The sequence below is a fragment of the Enterococcus sp. AZ171 genome, assembly GCF_051714005.1.
Lineage (GTDB): Bacteria > Bacillota > Bacilli > Lactobacillales > Enterococcaceae > Enterococcus_B > Enterococcus_B pernyi.
In genome coordinates, this window is sequence record NZ_JBIORA010000001.1 from 1,589,004 (window position 1) to 1,607,200 (window position 18,197).

Genomic DNA, 18,197 nt, shown 5'->3' on the forward strand with positions numbered 1-18,197 from the left:
ACGCTTGAAGGGGCTACGCTTTTTTTACTACAGCAAATGCCTCATCTTTGACAGTCATGAATCCTAACTCAAAAGTTGCTTTAATAGCAGCCATGTCACGCTCTGCCAAATTGATTGGGTTCCCATTTCCATCAACCACAGTTGTTAAAGTAGCCTCAGTCAAAATTTCATATTCGATCCCTTTTAGAATTCCATAGTAAGCATAATTCCAATCACCAACTAGCTCTACCGGCGCTGTATCTCCCGTGCCAAATGATCCTTTCGGAGTATAAGCAATAGGTAATCCAAGAATATCATCTACACCGTTAGAATTTGCTGTATTAAAAATCGGCAATCCATTTCCGTCCTTTGTAGCTCTATATTTACGACGTTGCGCTCTAGTAGATGCGATCCCATTTGGCTCTAAGTCATTTTCTTCAATAGCAGCAATAGCATCGTTAAAATCATCATATTTATTTGCAGTTTCTGTAATCACATTCCCTGCATCTGTAGCGGCTTTTAGTACGCTGAATTGATAAGGATTTTCGACTCCGCCAAATACAGCTTGGTCAAATTTTTTATAAAAAGCTTCTGCAATTTCTGGTTTCATTAGCTCAAAGAAATTTGTTACGGAGTAATTCAAGTTTTCTTTGGTAGTAGGAATAATTACAGCCATTTTTTTAGAAGTCATTGTCGCTTTAGCGAAAGTAGGTTTACTAGTATTAATTCGTTCACCTTCGCCAACCCAATAAGCACCGACACCAGTCATAAATGTAAATTCTTCGACTGGTTTAGCCATTGGAACAGCTTTAGCTAGTCGCATTGCTGCAGATCCATTTTTAACTTCTGTGATGATTTCTGTAGATTGGTTAATTGGGATAGAGCCCGTTTTAGCGGTTTGCATTGTCACATCGTCTGGATCAAAAGTAGTTTCGGCATTTGCAAAATATTGTAAGTTCATTTTAAATAAGTTATTTTTTTTCATTTTGTCAGCTCCTAATAATTATTGGGTGATTCTAAATTTATTTAATTCTGCTTGAGTTTCTACTAAAGAAGGACCAGAAGTCTTCTGATCATTTTTAGGATTTCCAGGCATAACAATTTGAGGTGTTGGATTAGAATTATCTATTGCATTAAACAAAAATTTTTTGTTTTCTTGTAAGCTTTTTAACTGTTCATCTAGACCTTGCAATCCTTCATCAGTAACCTTGATAGTATCTCGATCTAAAAGACCTAAGACGATGTTCTCATCAAGCGCATTCGCTTCTTTTAAAGCTAACTTGATAGCGAAATCTTTCTGCTGCTCTGCAAGTTTTGTTTCAGACTCAGATTTGGCAGCATCAAATTTACTTTGTAAATCTGCAAGTTGTTGAGTCAAGCCTTCATTACCTTTTGCAGCTTCTTTGAGTGCGTCTAATTCAGTCTGGTTAGAGTCAAGCTGTTCTTTGAACTGATCACGCTCTTGTTCTGCAGTAGCTACTTGAGCATTTAACTGCGTAACAGTTTTCCCATGTAAAGCCATAACTGATTTAGCAATTTCTTCGTCAATTCCTAAAGCGATAAGATCTTCTTTTTTCATTTTCTTTTCCTCCTAAGTGTTTTTTAGAGTGGCAACTCCCACTGCGAGCCGTCTTTTAGAGACATCCGAGCAGGTCTAGGCAAAATAAAAAGCCTAATCGTTGATTAGACTTAAAAATCGTCATAGTGGAAATCTTTCAATAAGGTATTAATAGGTGTGTATACCTTCTCTCTTGCGTAATTTCTACTTAAATACTCATCAGAATCAACTAGAGTGCGCAACCGACTTTGTGTGACTCTAATTTTCTTCGCCCACTCTTTTGCATTTTCGTCTTGTTCAAGAGCTTCTGAGACCATTCTATTCTTTTTATATTTCACAATCTGACGTTCTAGGTAGCGTTGCTTCTTAGTTAATTCTGCAACCTTTTTATTTTCTTTTGCATCAAATTTTGGCTGATTATTTGTATTAACACCAGGAATAAATGGGATATGCAGATGTTGACATTCTACACCTCGATGACCGCCTGCAGTTCCATATTCTGCTTGCCAATAGGGGTCGTAGATACTTCTATATTTCCAATTAAGAGGCAATTCAGATACGGGCCGTAAATCAACCACATGACCTTGAATCTTTGAACATGCTTGCCTTGCTCCCATATGGCTTGTGACTAGCACTGTGTGGACACTATACTCGCTCATGCGGTCTTTTCTTAATGCGTCATAGGTATTTGACAGGGTAGACTTTAAGACTGCTCTAACATACCGATCTAAGCTCCATGTATGCCCTCCCTTATCAATAAAAGTAGACTTAATACCTTTTTGAGCCCATCCTTGAATCGTTCTTTCTAGTGCTTCATCGAATGTAAAAAGACCGCTGTTAAATGCAGCAGTCGTTTTGTTAATTATTTCTGTGTACATTTGAGTGGTAGCTGTTCCGTAACCAAAATTGGTAGATAGTAACGTTTGATTCACATAATTGTTTATGTCAGACCATACTTGATCATGATAAGCTTTCATGACATTGTCTAGGTTCGATGGCAAAGGCTTAGGATCGTAAGGTAGTTGTTTGTCTAAGTCTCTGATTATCTTTTCTCCTGAGCTATCAAACATACTTTCAATTTCAGATTCAGCAATTCCTGTTATTTGAGAAATCACTTTTGCAGTTTCTTTATTAAATAGATGCAACTGTTGCAGTTTTTCTCTTTGCCAATCTAAAATATTATCGTGCCCACTATTCAATCGTTTGATGATAATACGTATTAATTCGCCTTCTAACGATTGATATAGATGAGCCATATTAGAAGACCATAAGTCTAACTGATGTGGAGAAACCATTATTCTTCACTTCCTAATTGTCCCTCAATTATGTTTTGCTCATGCTCTGAGTAATCCATATCAAGAGTTTCAGCCCTAATCTCATATACTACCCTTTTTGCTTCTTTTTCTGTAACTCCAGTAAGTTTTTGAATAGCATTTAACTTAGATGTTAAGCCAGCTGTTACTAGTTTAGAGTAATAATCAGCCTTGGCATCTTGCGATTGGAAAACACCATCATCAAAGTCGATATTTATTCCTAATTCTTTGACAGGATTAAATAACTTGTATGCCCCAGCAAGTTCAAAAATCGTAGTGATCAATTCTTTCAACGCTTCTTCTACAATAAGAACATTATCTGACCGAGTAGAAAAAGTTTCAGAGTTTTCACTAATTATCTCAGTCGCTGTTTTAACAGACTGGCCATCAAAACTAAATGTTCCACTAGAAAAGCCTGTCTGGAGCTCAATAATTCGCAAAATGAAATTGATACTTGCTATAAATTCAGTTGATCGCAACGATGGAGCGAATTCATCAATAAAAGGTTCATCAGATTTAAGCCGTTGAAAAACAGATGTTTTACTGTCAAACCGCTTCACTGGTTTTCCATTGCTGTCATATTTAACTCTGAAAAAGTGATCAGATGCTAAAATTTTTCTTCTAGCTTCTTCTATTTCCCACATAAATTCATCGTATTTTTCATTGATATCTGCCAATTGTCGCTTAGCATTGTCGATCACACCCAAACTTAGTGGGCTATCTAAATTAATATTATTTTTACCCGCTAGCTTTATATACACAAAAAGAGGACGACTAAAACCATCTAAGATCGTCTCCTCCTGCAGATTTTTGTACTTTTCTAAAGAGTTGAGAGGGATCCTCACACCAACTTGCTTTTGTTCTTCAGATCGATACAATTCGTTTCTGATGCGGTACTTTCCGTCAACCCATTCATGAAATTCTAGCAAAGTATAATAGATTGTCTTTTGTCCCTCGGCTTGCTGAGTTACAGTAGCGATGGCTGCTTCTGAAATATCATTGGTATTGGATTGTAGAGGGAAAAATGTATCAGTTCGACAAAACGAAATTTTGATTTTACCTGAATTGGTATCCACGTAAGGCCTCAAAGCTAAACCGCCAATGGCATAACCAGCCTCTAGCTCTTCTCCGAAGTTTTTCCTGAATTTATTGTCAGCAAATACCGACTGCAAAAATTCATCAGCTTTTTCATCATCCAAACTGATGTTGCATCCATCGTTGAATACTAGCTTAGATAACTTTCTGGACACTACTTTGGATACGTTCAACGAGTGAAAAGGACGCGTCTGCCTATAACCATCACTATTGATATATTCTATGTCCCCATAAACGTTTCTATAAATTTCTTTATTGTTCCTTATTCGACTTAATTCGCTATCACTCATAGCAATCTTTGGATGATCTGTGATACTATTCAACGTTTCAACCATTCCTATTTTTGCACCTCCAATCCTAAACAAAGCTTTTAATTTGTCGAACATTTGTCCACCTCTTTTCTAGGCGATGTAAGTTTTGTAGAAATAATTGTTTCCATATCTCGCTTCATCGAGAGCGTGATTATATTTATCAATCGGTAATCCATTGTCATTTCTTACGTACATAGATATTTCTTTTTCAAAATTGTAGTGATCATATTCTTCTCCGTTTTCCAAGATAATGAATTGCCCACTAGTCATTGTATTTTGGAGACGTTCAATGCCGACTTCGATTTTCAATCCATTACTCGAAACTTTGTCAGAACTATTATTGTCAGCTTTATCAGTCTCAATACCAATTAAATCCAGTTCTGTTCTTAGTGTTTTACATGCTGGATCGACAAAGAACCAGTTCCATCGAGGGAGATATTTCCATTTTGTATAGCACCACTCAACAAACTTTTTGATTTCTTTAGCGTATGTAGACATCGCCTTGGTTTCTCCAGTGTCGGTCCCGCTATGATAGTAGTTAGCTAAACGATACAAATAAAACTTTCCTTCGTGATGAGTAACCACCCAAAAAGCACAAGTCGTAGCATCAGCTTGCCCACCATCTGCAGTAAAAAATGTTTCAATTATATTCCCCTTTATCTCGGTAGCTTTGTTGTTCTTGCCAAACATAGCATAGATAACACCTTGCGGTAATACTCGATGTCCGTACCAGTCACGTTCTAGAAGATATTCGCTACTAGAAAGCTCATCAAAAAGTTCTTTCTTTCGCTCCTCACTTAAAATTGGATTGTCGTTCGGTGTCCAATGACGAAATAAAAAACGTCCTGACTTCTCAAAACGTTCAAGCAATTCAAGATTAGGATGGTTTGGCGCTGGTGGGTTCTGTTCTCCTAAGTGGTAACGCCATTCAGCGGCGAATGTCCGTCTAAAGCATTCATTGATAAAGTCTTTGTGCAATAGATTAAATTCGAGAAATGTCACAGAGCCTAAAGACATACCCGTGATAGCACCAACAGAGTTTATCTTCCCTCCGCCTTTATAATAAATTTTCTTTTCACCGTTCGGAGCATATAACAACAGATGATCACCATGTTCATCGTGTCGTATATCGGAACAACCATCAAATATATGGACCAAGCCTAATCCATCTCCATCCATAAACATTCGATAAGCTTGTTCCTGGTTATAAGCAGTTACAAGATGGTTTTGATCAGGGGATCTCAAATAAAAATCAGCCATTTTAAAAATATCGGAAGTTGTCTTCCCACTACGAGGTGTTCCTTCATTCAATTCAAAAGCAATCCCTTGAACCACTTGATTAATATTGCTAATCTGCTTCGGGCTAAACTTCAGCTTCATTACTTCCATTACCTCCAGACTTAACATCTAAGAGAGCTTGAAGTAGATCATTGACTTTCCCACCAGCAGTGAGTTTCTCAGCACTATTTTTAGCGATGTCTGCATCTGCTTTCGCTTTGATTATTTGTGATTCCATCAATTCCAACTTCTTACGTCTTTCGTCTTTTTCGTCAGCAATATTAATGAACTGCTTTATCAAATTTGATAGCGTGCTCATAGCCCTTGATTGTGCATTCATGAAATTAGCTTGCTTGTCCCAAGCATATTGAATAGCATATTCTTCTGAACTTCCAGAATCACTCGAGGACCACTTAGAAACTTCTTTGGACAAACTGCCCTCATAATCAACATACATGATTTTCTGTGCTCGGATAATAGCCGTGTACTGGATCATGATATTATTCCATAATATATCCTCAGGTTTAGAGGTTGCAACCTCATTCATAATTTTTAATGTTTCAGAAGGTAACCAATTGGCAAAAAGGCCATGGGTAACAGCGTTTTTGTTGTCCTCTGGCGCTCCTTTGTTGTTCGGAATAGTTGCGTCCTTGGTTGCAACCTTTTCTTTAGACCAGTAACGAGATTTCCAAGATTTAACTGTACTAATTGATACGTCATATTTTTCGGCAATCTCTCGATATTTCAGGCCTTTTTTGTAATCATCAAAAGCTTGTTCATATTTCCTCACATGTGACACCACCTCGCTCCGCAACATTTGTTTTGTAAAATAAAAAGACCCTTAGAAAGGATCTTCATTGAAGTATTCATTTAAAAGTTGAATTGATTTATCAACATTGTGTTGTGCTCTTCCACGTAAAACTTCTATTTCAGCGTCTAATGACTCCATCATATCTCTATCATTTTTATAAACTTCATTTTCCATGACTTTTGAAACAGATTCTTCTAAGTCCGCTCTACACTTTTCAAGATACTCAATTATTTTCATTTTGTATTTAGAATTCGAAATCAAAAGCTTAATTGATGTAATTGTCCTAAAGGTTACTTCCATACCAACATTAATATCATCTTGTTGATCGATTATGATTCGTCGATAATCACTGGTGCTTATTTCTTTATCAATATGACGAATTGAAGCAAAAGGAAAACCGGTAGTGCTTTTCATGACAGAATCAACTCCTGACAAAAAGTCCTGAATATTCTTTTCCAATGTACCGTTTCTTTCTAATAGGACTTCCAATTTCATTCTTTTCTTTTCATTTCTATTATTCATACAGATCTCAACACTTTTAACTATCGCGTTAATTATTCCAGCAACAATAGCTAAAATGAGAGCCGTCTTAAGAGATTCATCCATTATTTGTTCCTCCAAACTATATTTTAGTTTAGCATATCACAAATAGTAACCATAAAAAAAGACGGCACGTGAACTTAAAGGAAGAGGAGTTTTTACACTTCCTTTCAATTTATTTTTTTGTTGATTGCTGTTTATCATAAAGAAGAAGTTAAAACGACGAGGGAGATTTCCTCCCTTACATTTTATTTTATCGAAGACCTATCACAATCTTTCGACACTATCATAATATCACTGATAAATGGCTAAAAACCGCCATCATTCCGCCAAAAAACCGCCAAATTATTTATAAGCAATTTTTTCCCCATGTTTATACGCTTCTGCAAATTCTATTAGAGCTTCCGACTTCATCCGCTGTATGCTTCTTTCTGAATAACCCACTTCACGGCTAATCCTGTAGTTTGAGAAGCTATCTGGCACACAGAAGCTGTAGTAGAGTATCTGACGACTAATCAGACTAAGAGCCATCAAAGCCGCTAGAATCGCATCTCTCTCCGCTTCTATATCCATCATCTGAATGATCGCGTCTTCTGCCTTGTTTCCATATTTCGGTGCCTTCGGCATATCCGTTATAATCGGCGACTTAATATCTATCAAAGAGCGACCTGCCATCCGCTCCAAACGCCGAAAGTTCTTCAGCACATCTCTCGCATTACATCTTGTCTGTTTGAAATCTACCTCTCGTAACAATTGCATCAAGTCAAACCGCTCCTTTATGTGATATAATAAATGTGTTGGATTTATTGAATCAGTCGGAGCGATCCGGCTTTTTTATTTGTCGAGTTCCTTTTATTGACTTACGTAGCTCACAACAGCTGCATAGTAAGTTGTACAACCGGACTTAGAAGCCGTTAAAGATATATGCTGAATTTCATTATTCTTTGCAAATTCATTTAATTTTTCTTCTAATTCATAGCGTGTGTCCTCTTCAAAGATTTTAAATTCCATTGTTTATAACCTCCATATCCACCAATCTCGCTACAGCTAAATTCTCTTTGCTTTTCGCTAATAACTTGTCACATTCCATCGTGTTTTCAATACGAATGATCGCTGAGTGATTATAGACGTGTTCTACATATCCACGAAATGGATAAACGAACCCTTCTGCTTCGCAGCGAACCATGTCACCGACTTTGAATTTTGGTTTCTTACGTGTTTTAGGATTCTTTGTCTGCATATCTAGCATTAAACCGCCGATACCGTGGCTGCTGGAGTAAAATCCGTCTTTTAGTTTCATCTTTCTACCACCTCTTCCACTGTTCCATTCACCAACAATGCTGCAGCATCCGCTGTTGCTTTATCAGTGAAAAGCAATCGATAAGATGGATTGCATTCAAAACTATAATTTACTCCATCTTTTCCCCATAAAGCACATTTAGTAAGATAGTTTCCATCGGCATTCTTTATTGCCCATACTGGCTCTTTCTCAACCTCGTAGCCGTTGTATAGGCTCAATAGTGTTTCATATGATTGTCTCGTTGCCCAAGCGAGTAATTCTTCTCCTTGTTCTTGCGTCAATATGCCATCTCGTACAAACCAATCACAGAAATAATATGAATCACCATCTTTGGATTTGATTAAATACGCTATTTTTTCAGATTTTGTAAAAAAGTCCGTAGATTTTTCGATCCAACCTGCCACAATTGGCTTAACAATTAGCTTCTTCGGTTCGTCTAGTTGTTTTAAATCACTCGACTTCACCACGAATACACCATCTACCATTTTTCCTGTGCGTCCTTTGATTTCGTTGTATGCTTGGTTCAGACACTCGTACAAATCCATATCATTTTGCATAGCTAAAATAATCAAGGTTACTACTACGTCTCCAATTCCGTCTCTTAAACCATATTCATCTTTTCTAGCTAGAGAAGCGGCAACTTCCCCAATCTCTTCGATCGTTTTTAACATTTGCTTGCTGGAATCAGCTTGATCCAATCCCTTATCTTTTGCCCACTGCTCTACTTTTGTGATTAGTTCCTCCATTATTTCTCCTCCACATACCTAAACTGTCGTCCTTTTGAATCAATCCATAAGCTCCTAGCTCTATCCCAGATGATGTTTTTGCTCAGACCAGTAATTTCAGATAACTGTTCAGCAGTACCTGTTACTAGAATTCGATCACCATGCCAGATTGCAATTCTTCTCGGCGTTCTCCGTTTGGTTTTTTCAGCCCACATTGATTTACCGAGCTTTTGGACTTCTGCAACTATTTCTTTGTCTTCTTGCCAAGATTCTGACTTGGTTAATTCAGCAATTCGTTTCATTGCTGCTTTCTTATCCACGATCATTCCTCCAATCTACGAATTTCCCTTCTTAAGTTCTCTATGTGCAAATCGATTGTCTTCCTTGCCGTTTCATTGACCATCACTGCCTTTGTCCGCTCCAGATCGTCAATTTCACGTTAAATGCTTCGAATTCGCATTTGAATCACTTCTTCTGTTGTCATGATGGATCACCTCGTTAAAACCGTTCTTCCTTGAACGTATTCCGATATTTCTTCGCTAAGATCAGCGGTACTCGATATTGACTGCAGAAGAGTTTCGCTTTGATTTTGAAATCTTTTGTCTGCATCCCTTTAACATCTACGACTTTGACAAGTTTGCCGTTTTTATAAAATGTGAAGTCGGGAATATACTCGATCTTGCGATACTTCTTTCCGTCTAGTTCAAATTTCGGCATCAGCTCAAATCGTTCCTGAAGTTTTACTTTCCAGCCGTTCGCTTCAGCTTGCCATAAGGCTAGATCGTAGTACTCTGCTTCTGCGATAGAATCGAACTTGATACCTCGATGGATAGTTTTTCGATTACGATATTTATTCATTCTCAAGAAGCGCCTCCTTCTTAGCCTGATAAGCAGCAAAGCGGGCTTCTAATTCTGCTTTTTTATCAGGATCTAGCGTCTTTTCTTCTTGAGGTTTGTTGACCCAATCTGGTAACTTTTCACGCCGTACATTGTTTTGACGTTTAGGAAGATAGTTTTGTTTTTTCTTGTTCTTAAAATCTTCTTGGGCTTTTTCTGCTGATTCCATTGTCTTAATTCCTTGATTACTCCATGAATTTAATATCGCTTCAACATATTTTTTCAATCCTGGCATCTCAACGTTGTTTTCGAAAGCTAATTTAAAAGCAAAGAGAATCATATCTGCTCCCCAAGTTTTAATCATCGGTCCTAATACTCCTTGCAAAAGTCCAGTAGGTGCTTTCCCCCAGTTTTTTTGGATGAACTCATACACGCCTATATCATCTTCTTTATTTGTCTTGTTTTGTTTTGTATTGTTTATATAAGCTGAAGGATTTACTGTAGAATCTACTGAAGTATTTACTTCCCTATTTACTTTCGGATTTACTTTACTATCTACTGGAATATTTCCAGTAGCGGAGTTTTCTACCGTATTATCTACTGTAGTTTTTACTGTAAAATTTCCAGTTAGATCAGAAAGAATATAAACTCCAGCTTTTGTACGACCTCTCTTTTTATATTGAAGGAGTCCGTTTTGGATCAATTGATTACGATTGTTAATCAATGTTTTTTCAGACGTTTTAGTCATTGCTTGTAGCCTTGTATTGGCAATCGATAATTCGCTCTGCCATCCACTTTTGTTTGCTATAGCCATTAGCTTATACCAAAGCAGTTGGGGACCAGCGCCAAGCTCGTTATATTCAAGCCAATTGTCAAAAGCATTAAGCTGTCCGATGTAATCCAATTGAGTCCCTCCTTTCGTTCTAGTAATTTGAGGGAGAAAACTCCCTCATTATTTGTTTAACGGCGGATTAGATGCATCAAATAATCAAGTTTGTACATCTTCGTTTTTTTCAGAAATAACCTCTGCTTCTTTTCTTTCAGGAATATCTTCCTCAACTTCTGTTTCAGCAATAATGCTGCCGTCTTCTTGAACCCTTTGGACTCTCTCATCCGATGTGGTGGCTTCTTGCATTTCGATGGACAAGATTCCCCATTTAGAAAGAAGATTTCTCAAAACAGTTTTTCGTGCCATTGCATTGTAATCAGATGCCCACACACCACTTAACTTTGTCTTATCGCGATCTTTATTGTTAGCAATCCGATGAGCTTCGATTTCTTGTTTGGTCCAATAGACAGTTTTTTTGAATCCATTCAGTAACTCGAAATAGCCAACATATCCAATGACTTCATCAGACGTTCTACCATTTGGATCAAACTCAAACTCTTCTGTCAGTCGGTTCCAGCTTTTTAGTTCTCCTTCGTAAACTTCGATCACATTTAATGCTTTGTATTTACCTGATCGTTGGGCTAATTGGATATATCCTTTATAGCCAAGCATGAATTGAGCTTTCTTTTCCCATTTCCCTGTTTGCTTGTTTTTACTATTGAATGGAACTAAATATGCATAACCTAAATTCTTATCTAGCCCAAGATTTAATGTTGCAGCAGTTAACGCACCACTCATGATAGACATTGGTTCACTATCTGCAAGATAACTGTCATTAGATACAAGAGTCATAACATTCGACATAAAAGCATTAGCATTGTCATGAAGTACTTCTTCGAATTTCTTTCTCATTGTTGGTGTATTCATTAGAGCTTTAAGCCCTAACTGTCCTGGTGCAACTTGTTTCTGTGGCTTTTCTGCCAATTGGTTTTTTAACGATTCATTTGTTGCCATTGTTTTTTTCCTCCTTCAGTGGTAATCCACAAATCGTACAATAACTCCAAGATGTTTCTCTAACTTCGCTTCCACAGTGGGGACATCTTTCCATTATTTAATCTCCGTTTCTGTCAATCTTCTAGATTCAGTAATGCTATAGATTTCTTCATCACTTGCGATATCTGGATATTTCTCTGCTAGTTTCTTCGTGTTCATACGTTTAGTACTAACAAGTTTCCAGCTGATGATGTTCCTTTGTGTAATACCAATACTTGCCGCACGTTTTCCTAGCTCGCTGATAATCTCGTTGTCTACTTGACGGATAGCTGACTCAATTTCTTTTTTCGTCCGCTTGAGTTCTCTTTTTTGCTCGATAAGTTCATCAAAACGCGATGGTAGAGCTGTTTGATTTTCTTCTACATCTGCATATTTTTCTTTTAAGAAGTCAGCAGTCGCTTCACTTCCGTCAATTACAGGCTCGATACCTTCAACTACATTTGTTTCCCAAAATTCAACCAAGCGTTCTGTAATCGTATCGATCAATTCTTGATCTCTCGCAATTCGCTTCCAAATGAATCTTTGTCCGCCAATCAACACAGCGATATAACAATAATCTTTATTTAAAACATTCATATAATGTTGAACCTGACAGAGATAGCTAAGCGGGACTTCTTCTCCTTCCCACTCTTTGCCAAGAAATTGGTTAGCTGTTTTGCATTCAAGAATGGCGTTTTCCCCTACTACGTCACGATCAATATTTGCTCTTAAAAATGGATGTAATGGATGTTCAAATACTTGGTTTCTTCTACGTACTTTTTTGCCTGTTCGTTCTTGAAATTCTTTGGCAACAACTTCTTCTAAAACATTGCCCCAATAAGCTGGTTCATTTTCTGATTCTTCAAGTACGACTTGTCCTGTTTTTTCTAGCCAGAGTTGATAAGGTGATTTCCACTTATTCAATCCTAAAATCGTTCCGACATCAGAACCTCCGATGCCTTTCTTACGGTCTTCAAGCCATTCTTGACGGCTCATTTCTAAGGTAGATTTACTCATCGTCTTCCTCCTCTTTATGTGGCGTGCCCCATTCGGGAGTCGTCAAATACTGATCGAGCGCTTGTCCAAAATCATTCATTGTTTTAGCCTTCCTTTCGTGCTAAAATACAGTTAAGTTATTTTGATATGTTGCCGATTAGCGATTGCCGTCGCTGGTCGGTCTTTTTTGTGTTGGCATTTTGAAACTTTCTCTTACAGCAGTAACCGCTACTAAGGTTCCCCAATAAATAAGTGCATATGCTGGATTAATACTTGCCAGTACGATTGCTACTAGACTCATAAGCAAAGCGCTCTTGACAGTCATTTTAAATACAGTTTTCATTTCTTTCTCTCCTCTCTATATTTAGCAATTTCGCTAGCAAGATCTTCATTCATATGATTCTCTAAAAATCGAGCGACTTCAGTTTTAGGAATTCTAATTTCACCGAGTTTCAAAAAACCGATGTATCCCATCTCAATTAAATCTTTAACATTTTGAGGATTTGTTGTTATAGCTAATGCCGCTTCAGTAACTGAGTATGTTAATTTTTCAATGTTTCTTTTATTGTTGCGCTTCAAGACAACTTTTTTTGGAAAAATATTTTCCAATGTTTCCATTTCCATCATCCTTTCATATATCCTTGTGCTACCCAGTACGACAGCCGTTCCTCACTAAGCTTGCGAATATCGATTCCAAGTATTTCGCATAATGCACTTATTAGTGTTACTTCCACCATGATTTCATCTAAAAATTCATAAGCATATGCAATGATTTGTTGACGATCATCAACAGTTAAGTAATTTACTTGTTTAAGAAGAATTTTTTCTACTTCTTGCTTCTTCTGTTTCCGCTCATCTGATTCAATCATTTGCAACTTGTCTAATGATGAAGGATCTCTCCTATAAACATCACCATCTATTGATTTAAATAAACCAAAGAACTCATGAATCACTTGAAGAGTGAAATCTGAATCTCTAAAATGATCCGTTAACGCCTGAGCATTTTCCAACGTCACGGGCTTCGTATTAAGCAATGTTGTCCAATCGCTTAATGACTGTTGAGAGACGTTGATTTGTCTTGCTATTTCCTTTTTGGTCTCACCACTCTTATTAATTACTTCGACTAACGATTCTCGAATAACACTTGATTTTTTTAACAGTTTAAACACCTCATATTCTTATTCGCCCGTATATCAATACGAGTAATTTTTTTATACTATTGATTTATGAATCAAACAAAAGCCGCTTCATCTAATTCTCGTTGAAGTTCTTTTTGAACTTCCACAACTAAGCGATCAAGTTGATCATCGTTAGCACATTTGATGATGTGAACCAATCGTGGTCTAGCATCAAGTACAATGTTTATTTTTTCTTGTCGTGTCATTTGGCAATCTCCTGTCTGTTGTTTTTTGGCAATACTTCACTAAAAATAAAAAGCTTATCGAAATCTTTTTCAGATAAACCAAAAGCTTTAAGCAATTTCGGAATTAGTTCACCACCGATTCCGCGATCTCCGTTTAAAATTCTATAAACTGTTGACGGAGCAACATTCATTCTTTTAGCAAGTGAATATGGATCATCTCCTTTTGATTGCATCAAGGAGTAGAGCTTTTCTTGCTTAAGCAAAGTTTTCATTTAATACACCTCCGTTGCCTTATGACAATACTATAATACTAAATTTGTCTTTTGGCAACACTTTTTATTGCCAAAATGCAATTTTTTTTGATTTTATTGCCTATGGGCTATATCATATATTAAGAAAGGGGTTTTATCATGGAGTTTGGAGAAAAACTAAAAAAATTGAGAACCTCTAGAGGCTTAGGCGTTAACCAGTTGGCTTTAAAATCTGGAGTGAGTGCTTCTCAAATATCAAGATTTGAAAAAGGCGAACGGAAAGATCCAACGCTTGAAACCTTAAAAAAATTATCTACTGCTCTCGGCGTTTCAATATCATATTTTGAAGAGAATTCACCAGTTAATGTAAATACGATTCCGGAATGGGCAAATGAGGACGATTTGATTGAACTGGATAAATTACTTGAATCAAATGCTAACATGGCTTATGGAGGCGAAACGTTAACACCCGAACAGCTTCAAAGAGTCAGAGATGTTTTAGCAGGCATGTTTTGGAAATTCAAAAAAGAAGACAAGGACAAAGAGAAGTGATTGGGTATGGAATTGGATGTTATCAATTTAGTGGAAAACCTAAAGCGGAAGTATCAATCCGCTAATCCATTTTATATTTGTGAAAAAATGAACATTCAAATTGAATATGTTCCTTTTATTGATGATCCTAAAGGTCAATTCCAAGAGATTTTAGGCCGTGCTGTCATTCTTTTGAATGACGAATTAAAGGATTCTGAGGAAAGATTTTACATTTGTGCTCATGAGCTTGGTCACGCCATCTTTCATCGTGGGTTATCTAGCTATTATGTATCTACACGAACATCCAGAAGCAAATCAGAAAGCGAAGCGAATTGCTTTGCTGCTAATCTCATTGTTTCTCTTTATAAAGAAGACAACGATCAATACCCTAGAAAAGTTGAGGAATTAACAAATTTGTATGGGCTACCTGAAAAAGTGTACAGATTTTTAATTTAAAATTGGCGACTATCACTACCTGCCATTAAGTGGGAGTAAATTATTTTATTTTTTGGAGGAAAATATGAAAAAAATAGTTGGGTTAGGATTAATCTTGTTTTCTAGTATCACATTAGGTGCTTGTGGTAACAACGATTCAAACTCTGATGTGCCTAAAAAAACGACTACTAATACTTCTACAATGGTTACTTTAGAGAGCAGCAACTCTATGGATTCAAGTACTGAAGAAAAATCTACAAGTGATACAACTTTTGAAGACGATTCATCAAAGATTGTAATAAAAAACACTGAAGAATTATCTAGCCAATATGATCCAAATAAAAAAATATTAGCTATTGAAATTCAATATACTAATAAATCTGACAAAGCTCAAAGTCCTTGGATGGCATTCGCTACATCAATCAAACCTATACAGGAAACAGATAAAACCGAAGAACTATTGAATGGAGCAAATGGCTTGTTCCCTCAAGACTACAAACCAGATCTTGTAAAGATGGGCGATACAGATGTTAAGCCTGATGCTACTGTTGATGCAGTTGTTGGTGTAGAAATTATTTATCCAGGTTCTCCTATTATCATGAAAGATTTTATGGATAATGGAAGTTTTGAAAAAACTATCCCTACTAATTAAAAAAGGTTGGCCTTCCGGCTTTCTTTTTGTTAAGGCTTTATTAAGGGCGACTATCACTACCTGCCTTCAAGTGGGAGTAAATACTTGATTTACCCAGTGATATATTCAACAAGGAGGAATAAATGAGTACGTTTTTAATTTTAGTTGGGTTCTTTGGTTTTCTATTTGGAGTATGTTTTTTAGTATATTCTTTTTTCTCCAAGAAGAAACGTTCAAAGAAAAAGATTAGTATTGGAATTCTAGTAGCTTTTATAGTTATGGTAATCGGAGGGGCTCTTGCTCCACCAACAACTGGACAAGCAGATGTACACAAAGACGCTAAATCTTCATCTTCTAGTGTATCTGTCTCTTCTGAAAGCCGAGAAAAAGATGAAAAAAAGGCTAAAGAATTAGCTAAAAAGAAAAAGGCCGAAGAACAAAAAGCTAAAGAAGAGGCTGAAAAAAAACGCCAAGAAGAACAAAAAGCTAAAGAAGCTGAGAAAAAACGCCAAGAAGAACAAAAAGCTAAAGAAGCTGAGAAAAAACGCCAAGAAGAAATTAATCAAAAAACTTCAACAGCTAAAACCATTCTGGAACAAGCTGAAGCTAATCCAACTAGAGATAACTACAATGCAGCATTATCAGCTATTCAATCTATACCTGGTGGAAACCAAGAATTATTAAATCGCTTAGTCAATGTTGATTCAACTATAAAATCTAATGAGGCAGCTGAAGCAGAACGACAAAAGCAACAAGCTGCTGAAGCTCAGCGTCAGGCTCAAGAACAGCAAGCTGCTGAAGCTCAACGTCAAGCTGAACAACAAAATAATTCATACACTGTTGATGGCCAGTGGTCTATCGCTGCAAATGGTATGGTTTTCGCTCGTTCAGATAGTGGAAAGTACTATTCTCGTGTTACAAATCCAAATAATTATCAATACATGACTCAAATAGATGCTGATAATGCTGGGTATAGTCGTGCCCCTCGAGGGAATCAATACGCTCATCCCTAATTAGTTGCATTGTAATAGTTTAAGATCAGCCTTCGGGCTTTTCTTTTTAAACGCAAAAGAACATAAGTTCGTATACTTCTATTGAAAATACGGATTTTACATCTATTCCCTCTCTATATGTACCAAAAGAATTTAACTATCGTACTAATGACATAGCAATATGAAAGGACTGATTTTATGCGTGGCGGTGTGAGAAAACGTGGAAAACGTTGGTATTATTATTTTGAAGATATCAATGATGATGGCTCAAGAAAAAAAGTGGAGAAAGTTGGCGGAGACACCCGACCAGAGGCCGAAGCTGCTTTACGAAAAGTTTTACCAGATATTGACGAAACAGGACAATACTTTTTAGGTACGGATACTCGAGTAAAACAATACCTTGATTTTTGGATGGAGGAATACGTTAAACTAAATCTAAAATACAATACCTATGAAAACTACCGATTTACCATCAAAAATCATATAAACGGTTATTTAGGAAAGAAAAAACTTACGGATCTCTCCCCTGCTCTTTTACAAAATTTCATCAATGCTGAATTTAAAAAGGGTTACTCGAAGAAAACAATGACTATTACTCACTCTGTCCTTAAGAATGCGCTGAATATGGCGGTTTATCCTTGGGGATTAATCAAGCAAAATCCTATGCTGTATGTAAAAATACCAAAATATGAAGCACGACCAACGACTAAAAAAGATCTAAAAATCATTTCTCTTGAGGACTTTGATCATATGCTAGAAATTACTCCTGAAGGACATCCTTTCTATATTCCTTTGAATATTGGATTTTATACGGGAATGCGCGTTGGCGAAGTTTGTGGTCTGACGTGGGATGATGTCGATTTTTCAAATGGAACAATTACTGTAGAGAAACAAATGGTAAAGAATGACGGCGCATGGGTATATGGTACGCCAAAGACAAGCAGTTCCAATCGAACGATTTTTATTGGACAAACCTTGCTAGCAATTCTGAAAAAACATAAGAAACAACAATTAGAAAATCGAATGAAGTATGGAAAGCTCTACATTGATTCAAATGCAGTATGTACGAAGGAAGACGGTGAGCTAGTTACGCCAAGTGTAGTGAAATGGAATACTAGGAGGATATCGAATGCACTCTCCCTCTCTTTTAACTTCCATTCTCTCAGACATACTCATGCTACACTTCTTCTCGAAAATGGCGCAAAAATGAAAGAAATCTCTGAACGATTGGGCCACAGCAGAATTTCAATTACGATGGATACTTACTCGCATGTAACAGATAAGATGAGAAATGAAACGGTCGATATCATGGAAAATCTTAGAAAGAATTCTTGATTTTTGCCACCGAAAAAAACCACCGGTGGCAAACCGGTGGCAAATCCATGTAAAC

26 protein-coding genes and 2 pseudogenes are annotated in these 18,197 nt (G+C 36.9%); 5 read left to right on the plus strand and 23 right to left on the minus strand.

Features of this window, described 5'->3' with window-relative positions:
- Nucleotides 1-13 precede the first annotated feature (13 nt).
- From IGJ49_RS07765 to IGJ49_RS07875, 23 genes and pseudogenes are all read right to left on the minus strand, one after another.
- Nucleotides 14-964 carry a phage major capsid protein gene (locus IGJ49_RS07765; RefSeq protein ID WP_010706369.1) on the minus strand — a complete coding sequence of 317 codons (951 nt, stop codon included), beginning with the start codon at nt 962-964 and terminating at the stop codon, nt 14-16.
- Nucleotides 965-982: 18 nt separating this feature from the next.
- Entirely contained in the window at nt 983-1,558 is a 576-nt protein-coding gene (locus IGJ49_RS07770; protein WP_002330823.1) for a phage scaffolding protein, read from the minus strand.
- A 110-nt stretch (nt 1,559-1,668) separates the two neighbouring features.
- Nucleotides 1,669-2,832: a phage minor capsid protein gene (locus tag IGJ49_RS07775; protein ID WP_002330822.1), complete on the minus strand. Its 1,164-nt coding sequence runs from the start codon at nt 2,830-2,832 to the stop codon at nt 1,669-1,671.
- A complete protein-coding gene (locus IGJ49_RS07780) occupies nt 2,832-4,331 on the minus strand; it encodes a phage portal protein (protein WP_438723008.1) in 1,500 nt (499 codons plus the stop codon). The genes IGJ49_RS07775 and IGJ49_RS07780 overlap by 1 nt, the downstream gene beginning before the upstream one ends.
- 15 nt (nt 4,332-4,346) lie before the next feature.
- Nucleotides 4,347-5,636 (minus strand): PBSX family phage terminase large subunit, encoded by a 1,290-nt coding sequence (locus IGJ49_RS07785; protein WP_010706371.1) that lies wholly within the window; start codon nt 5,634-5,636, stop codon nt 4,347-4,349.
- Nucleotides 5,620-6,324, minus strand: coding sequence for a phage terminase small subunit (gene terS / locus IGJ49_RS07790; protein WP_025480327.1), 705 nt, complete (start codon nt 6,322-6,324; stop codon nt 5,620-5,622). Before terS ends, IGJ49_RS07785 begins: the two co-directional genes overlap by 17 nt.
- A gap of 51 nt (nt 6,325-6,375) precedes the next feature.
- A complete protein-coding gene (locus IGJ49_RS07795) occupies nt 6,376-6,951 on the minus strand; it encodes a hypothetical protein (protein WP_010706373.1) in 576 nt (191 codons plus the stop codon).
- A 279-nt stretch (nt 6,952-7,230) separates the two neighbouring features.
- Entirely contained in the window at nt 7,231-7,644 is a 414-nt protein-coding gene (locus IGJ49_RS07800; protein ID WP_010706374.1) for an ArpU family phage packaging/lysis transcriptional regulator, read from the minus strand.
- 93 nt (nt 7,645-7,737) lie between these two features.
- Nucleotides 7,738-7,896: a hypothetical protein gene (locus tag IGJ49_RS07805; protein ID WP_010706375.1), complete on the minus strand. Its 159-nt coding sequence runs from the start codon at nt 7,894-7,896 to the stop codon at nt 7,738-7,740.
- Nucleotides 7,886-8,185, minus strand: a complete 300-nt coding sequence (locus tag IGJ49_RS07810; protein ID WP_010706376.1) for a hypothetical protein — start codon at nt 8,183-8,185, stop codon at nt 7,886-7,888. Before IGJ49_RS07810 ends, IGJ49_RS07805 begins: the two co-directional genes overlap by 11 nt.
- A complete protein-coding gene (locus tag IGJ49_RS07815; RefSeq protein WP_438723991.1) occupies nt 8,182-8,589 on the minus strand; it encodes a DUF1642 domain-containing protein in 408 nt (135 codons plus the stop codon). The genes IGJ49_RS07810 and IGJ49_RS07815 overlap by 4 nt, the downstream gene beginning before the upstream one ends.
- Nucleotides 8,590-8,619: 30 nt before the next feature.
- Nucleotides 8,620-8,931: pseudogene (locus tag IGJ49_RS07820) on the minus strand (MazG-like family protein); the annotation flags it as partial.
- Nucleotides 8,931-9,230 (minus strand): hypothetical protein, encoded by a 300-nt coding sequence (locus IGJ49_RS07825; RefSeq protein WP_002344304.1) that lies wholly within the window; start codon nt 9,228-9,230, stop codon nt 8,931-8,933. The gene IGJ49_RS07825 and the pseudogene IGJ49_RS07820, both read right to left, overlap by 1 nt.
- Before the next feature lie 2 nt (nt 9,231-9,232).
- Nucleotides 9,233-9,394: pseudogene (locus IGJ49_RS07830) on the minus strand (antitoxin).
- A 14-nt stretch (nt 9,395-9,408) separates the two neighbouring features.
- The gene (locus IGJ49_RS07835; RefSeq protein WP_002344305.1) at nt 9,409-9,768 is read right to left on the minus strand and encodes a DUF1064 domain-containing protein; all 360 of its coding nucleotides are present in this window, start codon (nt 9,766-9,768) and stop codon (nt 9,409-9,411) included.
- Nucleotides 9,761-10,651, minus strand: coding sequence for a DnaD domain protein (locus tag IGJ49_RS07840; protein WP_010706378.1), 891 nt, complete (start codon nt 10,649-10,651; stop codon nt 9,761-9,763). Before IGJ49_RS07840 ends, IGJ49_RS07835 begins: the two co-directional genes overlap by 8 nt.
- An 84-nt stretch (nt 10,652-10,735) precedes the next feature.
- Nucleotides 10,736-11,590, minus strand: a complete 855-nt coding sequence (locus tag IGJ49_RS07845) for a recombinase RecT (RefSeq protein WP_010724164.1) — start codon at nt 11,588-11,590, stop codon at nt 10,736-10,738.
- A gap of 93 nt (nt 11,591-11,683) precedes the next feature.
- Nucleotides 11,684-12,625 (minus strand): YqaJ viral recombinase family protein, encoded by a 942-nt coding sequence (locus IGJ49_RS07850; RefSeq protein ID WP_010706380.1) that lies wholly within the window; start codon nt 12,623-12,625, stop codon nt 11,684-11,686.
- 136 nt (nt 12,626-12,761) lie between these two features.
- Nucleotides 12,762-12,947: a hypothetical protein gene (locus tag IGJ49_RS07855; RefSeq protein ID WP_002309084.1), complete on the minus strand. Its 186-nt coding sequence runs from the start codon at nt 12,945-12,947 to the stop codon at nt 12,762-12,764.
- Complete coding sequence (locus IGJ49_RS07860; RefSeq protein WP_002309082.1) at nt 12,944-13,231, minus strand: hypothetical protein; 288 nt, start codon at nt 13,229-13,231, stop codon at nt 12,944-12,946. Before IGJ49_RS07860 ends, IGJ49_RS07855 begins: the two co-directional genes overlap by 4 nt.
- Nucleotides 13,228-13,773, minus strand: coding sequence for a hypothetical protein (locus IGJ49_RS07865; RefSeq protein ID WP_002309080.1), 546 nt, complete (start codon nt 13,771-13,773; stop codon nt 13,228-13,230). Before IGJ49_RS07865 ends, IGJ49_RS07860 begins: the two co-directional genes overlap by 4 nt.
- 62 nt (nt 13,774-13,835) lie before the next feature.
- The gene (locus IGJ49_RS07870) at nt 13,836-13,988 is read right to left on the minus strand and encodes a hypothetical protein (RefSeq protein ID WP_005879824.1); all 153 of its coding nucleotides are present in this window, start codon (nt 13,986-13,988) and stop codon (nt 13,836-13,838) included.
- Complete coding sequence (locus tag IGJ49_RS07875; protein WP_010706381.1) at nt 13,985-14,239, minus strand: helix-turn-helix domain-containing protein; 255 nt, start codon at nt 14,237-14,239, stop codon at nt 13,985-13,987. The genes IGJ49_RS07870 and IGJ49_RS07875 overlap by 4 nt, the downstream gene beginning before the upstream one ends.
- A 138-nt stretch (nt 14,240-14,377) precedes the next feature.
- On the opposite strand from IGJ49_RS07875, the gene IGJ49_RS07880 reads away from it, so the two are divergent.
- The 5 genes from IGJ49_RS07880 to IGJ49_RS07900 all read left to right on the plus strand — a co-directional run bounded on the left by IGJ49_RS07880 (nt 14,378) and on the right by IGJ49_RS07900 (nt 18,142).
- Nucleotides 14,378-14,770, plus strand: coding sequence for a helix-turn-helix domain-containing protein (locus tag IGJ49_RS07880; protein WP_002324930.1), 393 nt, complete (start codon nt 14,378-14,380; stop codon nt 14,768-14,770).
- A 6-nt stretch (nt 14,771-14,776) separates the two neighbouring features.
- Nucleotides 14,777-15,205 (plus strand): ImmA/IrrE family metallo-endopeptidase, encoded by a 429-nt coding sequence (locus IGJ49_RS07885; RefSeq protein ID WP_010706382.1) that lies wholly within the window; start codon nt 14,777-14,779, stop codon nt 15,203-15,205.
- 64 nt (nt 15,206-15,269) lie between these two features.
- Entirely contained in the window at nt 15,270-15,836 is a 567-nt protein-coding gene (locus IGJ49_RS07890) for a DUF5067 domain-containing protein (RefSeq protein ID WP_002324932.1), read from the plus strand.
- A gap of 122 nt (nt 15,837-15,958) precedes the next feature.
- Nucleotides 15,959-16,828 carry a hypothetical protein gene (locus IGJ49_RS07895; RefSeq protein WP_438723016.1) on the plus strand — a complete coding sequence of 290 codons (870 nt, stop codon included), beginning with the start codon at nt 15,959-15,961 and terminating at the stop codon, nt 16,826-16,828.
- Between the two features lie 177 nt (nt 16,829-17,005).
- Nucleotides 17,006-18,142, plus strand: coding sequence for a tyrosine-type recombinase/integrase (locus IGJ49_RS07900; protein ID WP_438723018.1), 1,137 nt, complete (start codon nt 17,006-17,008; stop codon nt 18,140-18,142).
- The last annotated feature ends 55 nt before the right edge of the window (nt 18,143-18,197 follow it).

Coding starts and splice junctions, on each gene's coding strand:
- IGJ49_RS07845 (WP_010724164.1), bottom strand. CDS start 11,590: ATGGCAACAAATGAATCGTTAAAAAACCAATTGGCAGAAAAGCCACAG.
- IGJ49_RS07795 (WP_010706373.1), bottom strand. CDS start 6,951: ATGGATGAATCTCTTAAGACGGCTCTCATTTTAGCTATTGTTGCTGGA.
- IGJ49_RS07835 (WP_002344305.1), bottom strand. CDS start 9,768: ATGAATAAATATCGTAATCGAAAAACTATCCATCGAGGTATCAAGTTC.
- IGJ49_RS07765 (WP_010706369.1), bottom strand. CDS start 964: ATGAAAAAAAATAACTTATTTAAAATGAACTTACAATATTTTGCAAAT.
- IGJ49_RS07780 (WP_438723008.1), bottom strand. CDS start 4,331: ATGTTCGACAAATTAAAAGCTTTGTTTAGGATTGGAGGTGCAAAAATA.
- IGJ49_RS07900 (WP_438723018.1), top strand. CDS start 17,006: ATGCGTGGCGGTGTGAGAAAACGTGGAAAACGTTGGTATTATTATTTT.
- IGJ49_RS07880 (WP_002324930.1), top strand. CDS start 14,378: ATGGAGTTTGGAGAAAAACTAAAAAAATTGAGAACCTCTAGAGGCTTA.
- IGJ49_RS07875 (WP_010706381.1), bottom strand. CDS start 14,239: ATGAAAACTTTGCTTAAGCAAGAAAAGCTCTACTCCTTGATGCAATCA.
- IGJ49_RS07890 (WP_002324932.1), top strand. CDS start 15,270: ATGAAAAAAATAGTTGGGTTAGGATTAATCTTGTTTTCTAGTATCACA.
- IGJ49_RS07850 (WP_010706380.1), bottom strand. CDS start 12,625: ATGAGTAAATCTACCTTAGAAATGAGCCGTCAAGAATGGCTTGAAGAC.
- IGJ49_RS07870 (WP_005879824.1), bottom strand. CDS start 13,988: ATGACACGACAAGAAAAAATAAACATTGTACTTGATGCTAGACCACGA.
- IGJ49_RS07860 (WP_002309082.1), bottom strand. CDS start 13,231: ATGATGGAAATGGAAACATTGGAAAATATTTTTCCAAAAAAAGTTGTC.
- IGJ49_RS07775 (WP_002330822.1), bottom strand. CDS start 2,832: ATGGTTTCTCCACATCAGTTAGACTTATGGTCTTCTAATATGGCTCAT.
- IGJ49_RS07855 (WP_002309084.1), bottom strand. CDS start 12,947: ATGAAAACTGTATTTAAAATGACTGTCAAGAGCGCTTTGCTTATGAGT.
- IGJ49_RS07805 (WP_010706375.1), bottom strand. CDS start 7,896: ATGGAATTTAAAATCTTTGAAGAGGACACACGCTATGAATTAGAAGAA.
- IGJ49_RS07785 (WP_010706371.1), bottom strand. CDS start 5,636: ATGAAGCTGAAGTTTAGCCCGAAGCAGATTAGCAATATTAATCAAGTG.
- IGJ49_RS07800 (WP_010706374.1), bottom strand. CDS start 7,644: ATGCAATTGTTACGAGAGGTAGATTTCAAACAGACAAGATGTAATGCG.
- IGJ49_RS07885 (WP_010706382.1), top strand. CDS start 14,777: ATGGAATTGGATGTTATCAATTTAGTGGAAAACCTAAAGCGGAAGTAT.
- IGJ49_RS07810 (WP_010706376.1), bottom strand. CDS start 8,185: ATGAAACTAAAAGACGGATTTTACTCCAGCAGCCACGGTATCGGCGGT.
- IGJ49_RS07770 (WP_002330823.1), bottom strand. CDS start 1,558: ATGAAAAAAGAAGATCTTATCGCTTTAGGAATTGACGAAGAAATTGCT.
- IGJ49_RS07895 (WP_438723016.1), top strand. CDS start 15,959: ATGAGTACGTTTTTAATTTTAGTTGGGTTCTTTGGTTTTCTATTTGGA.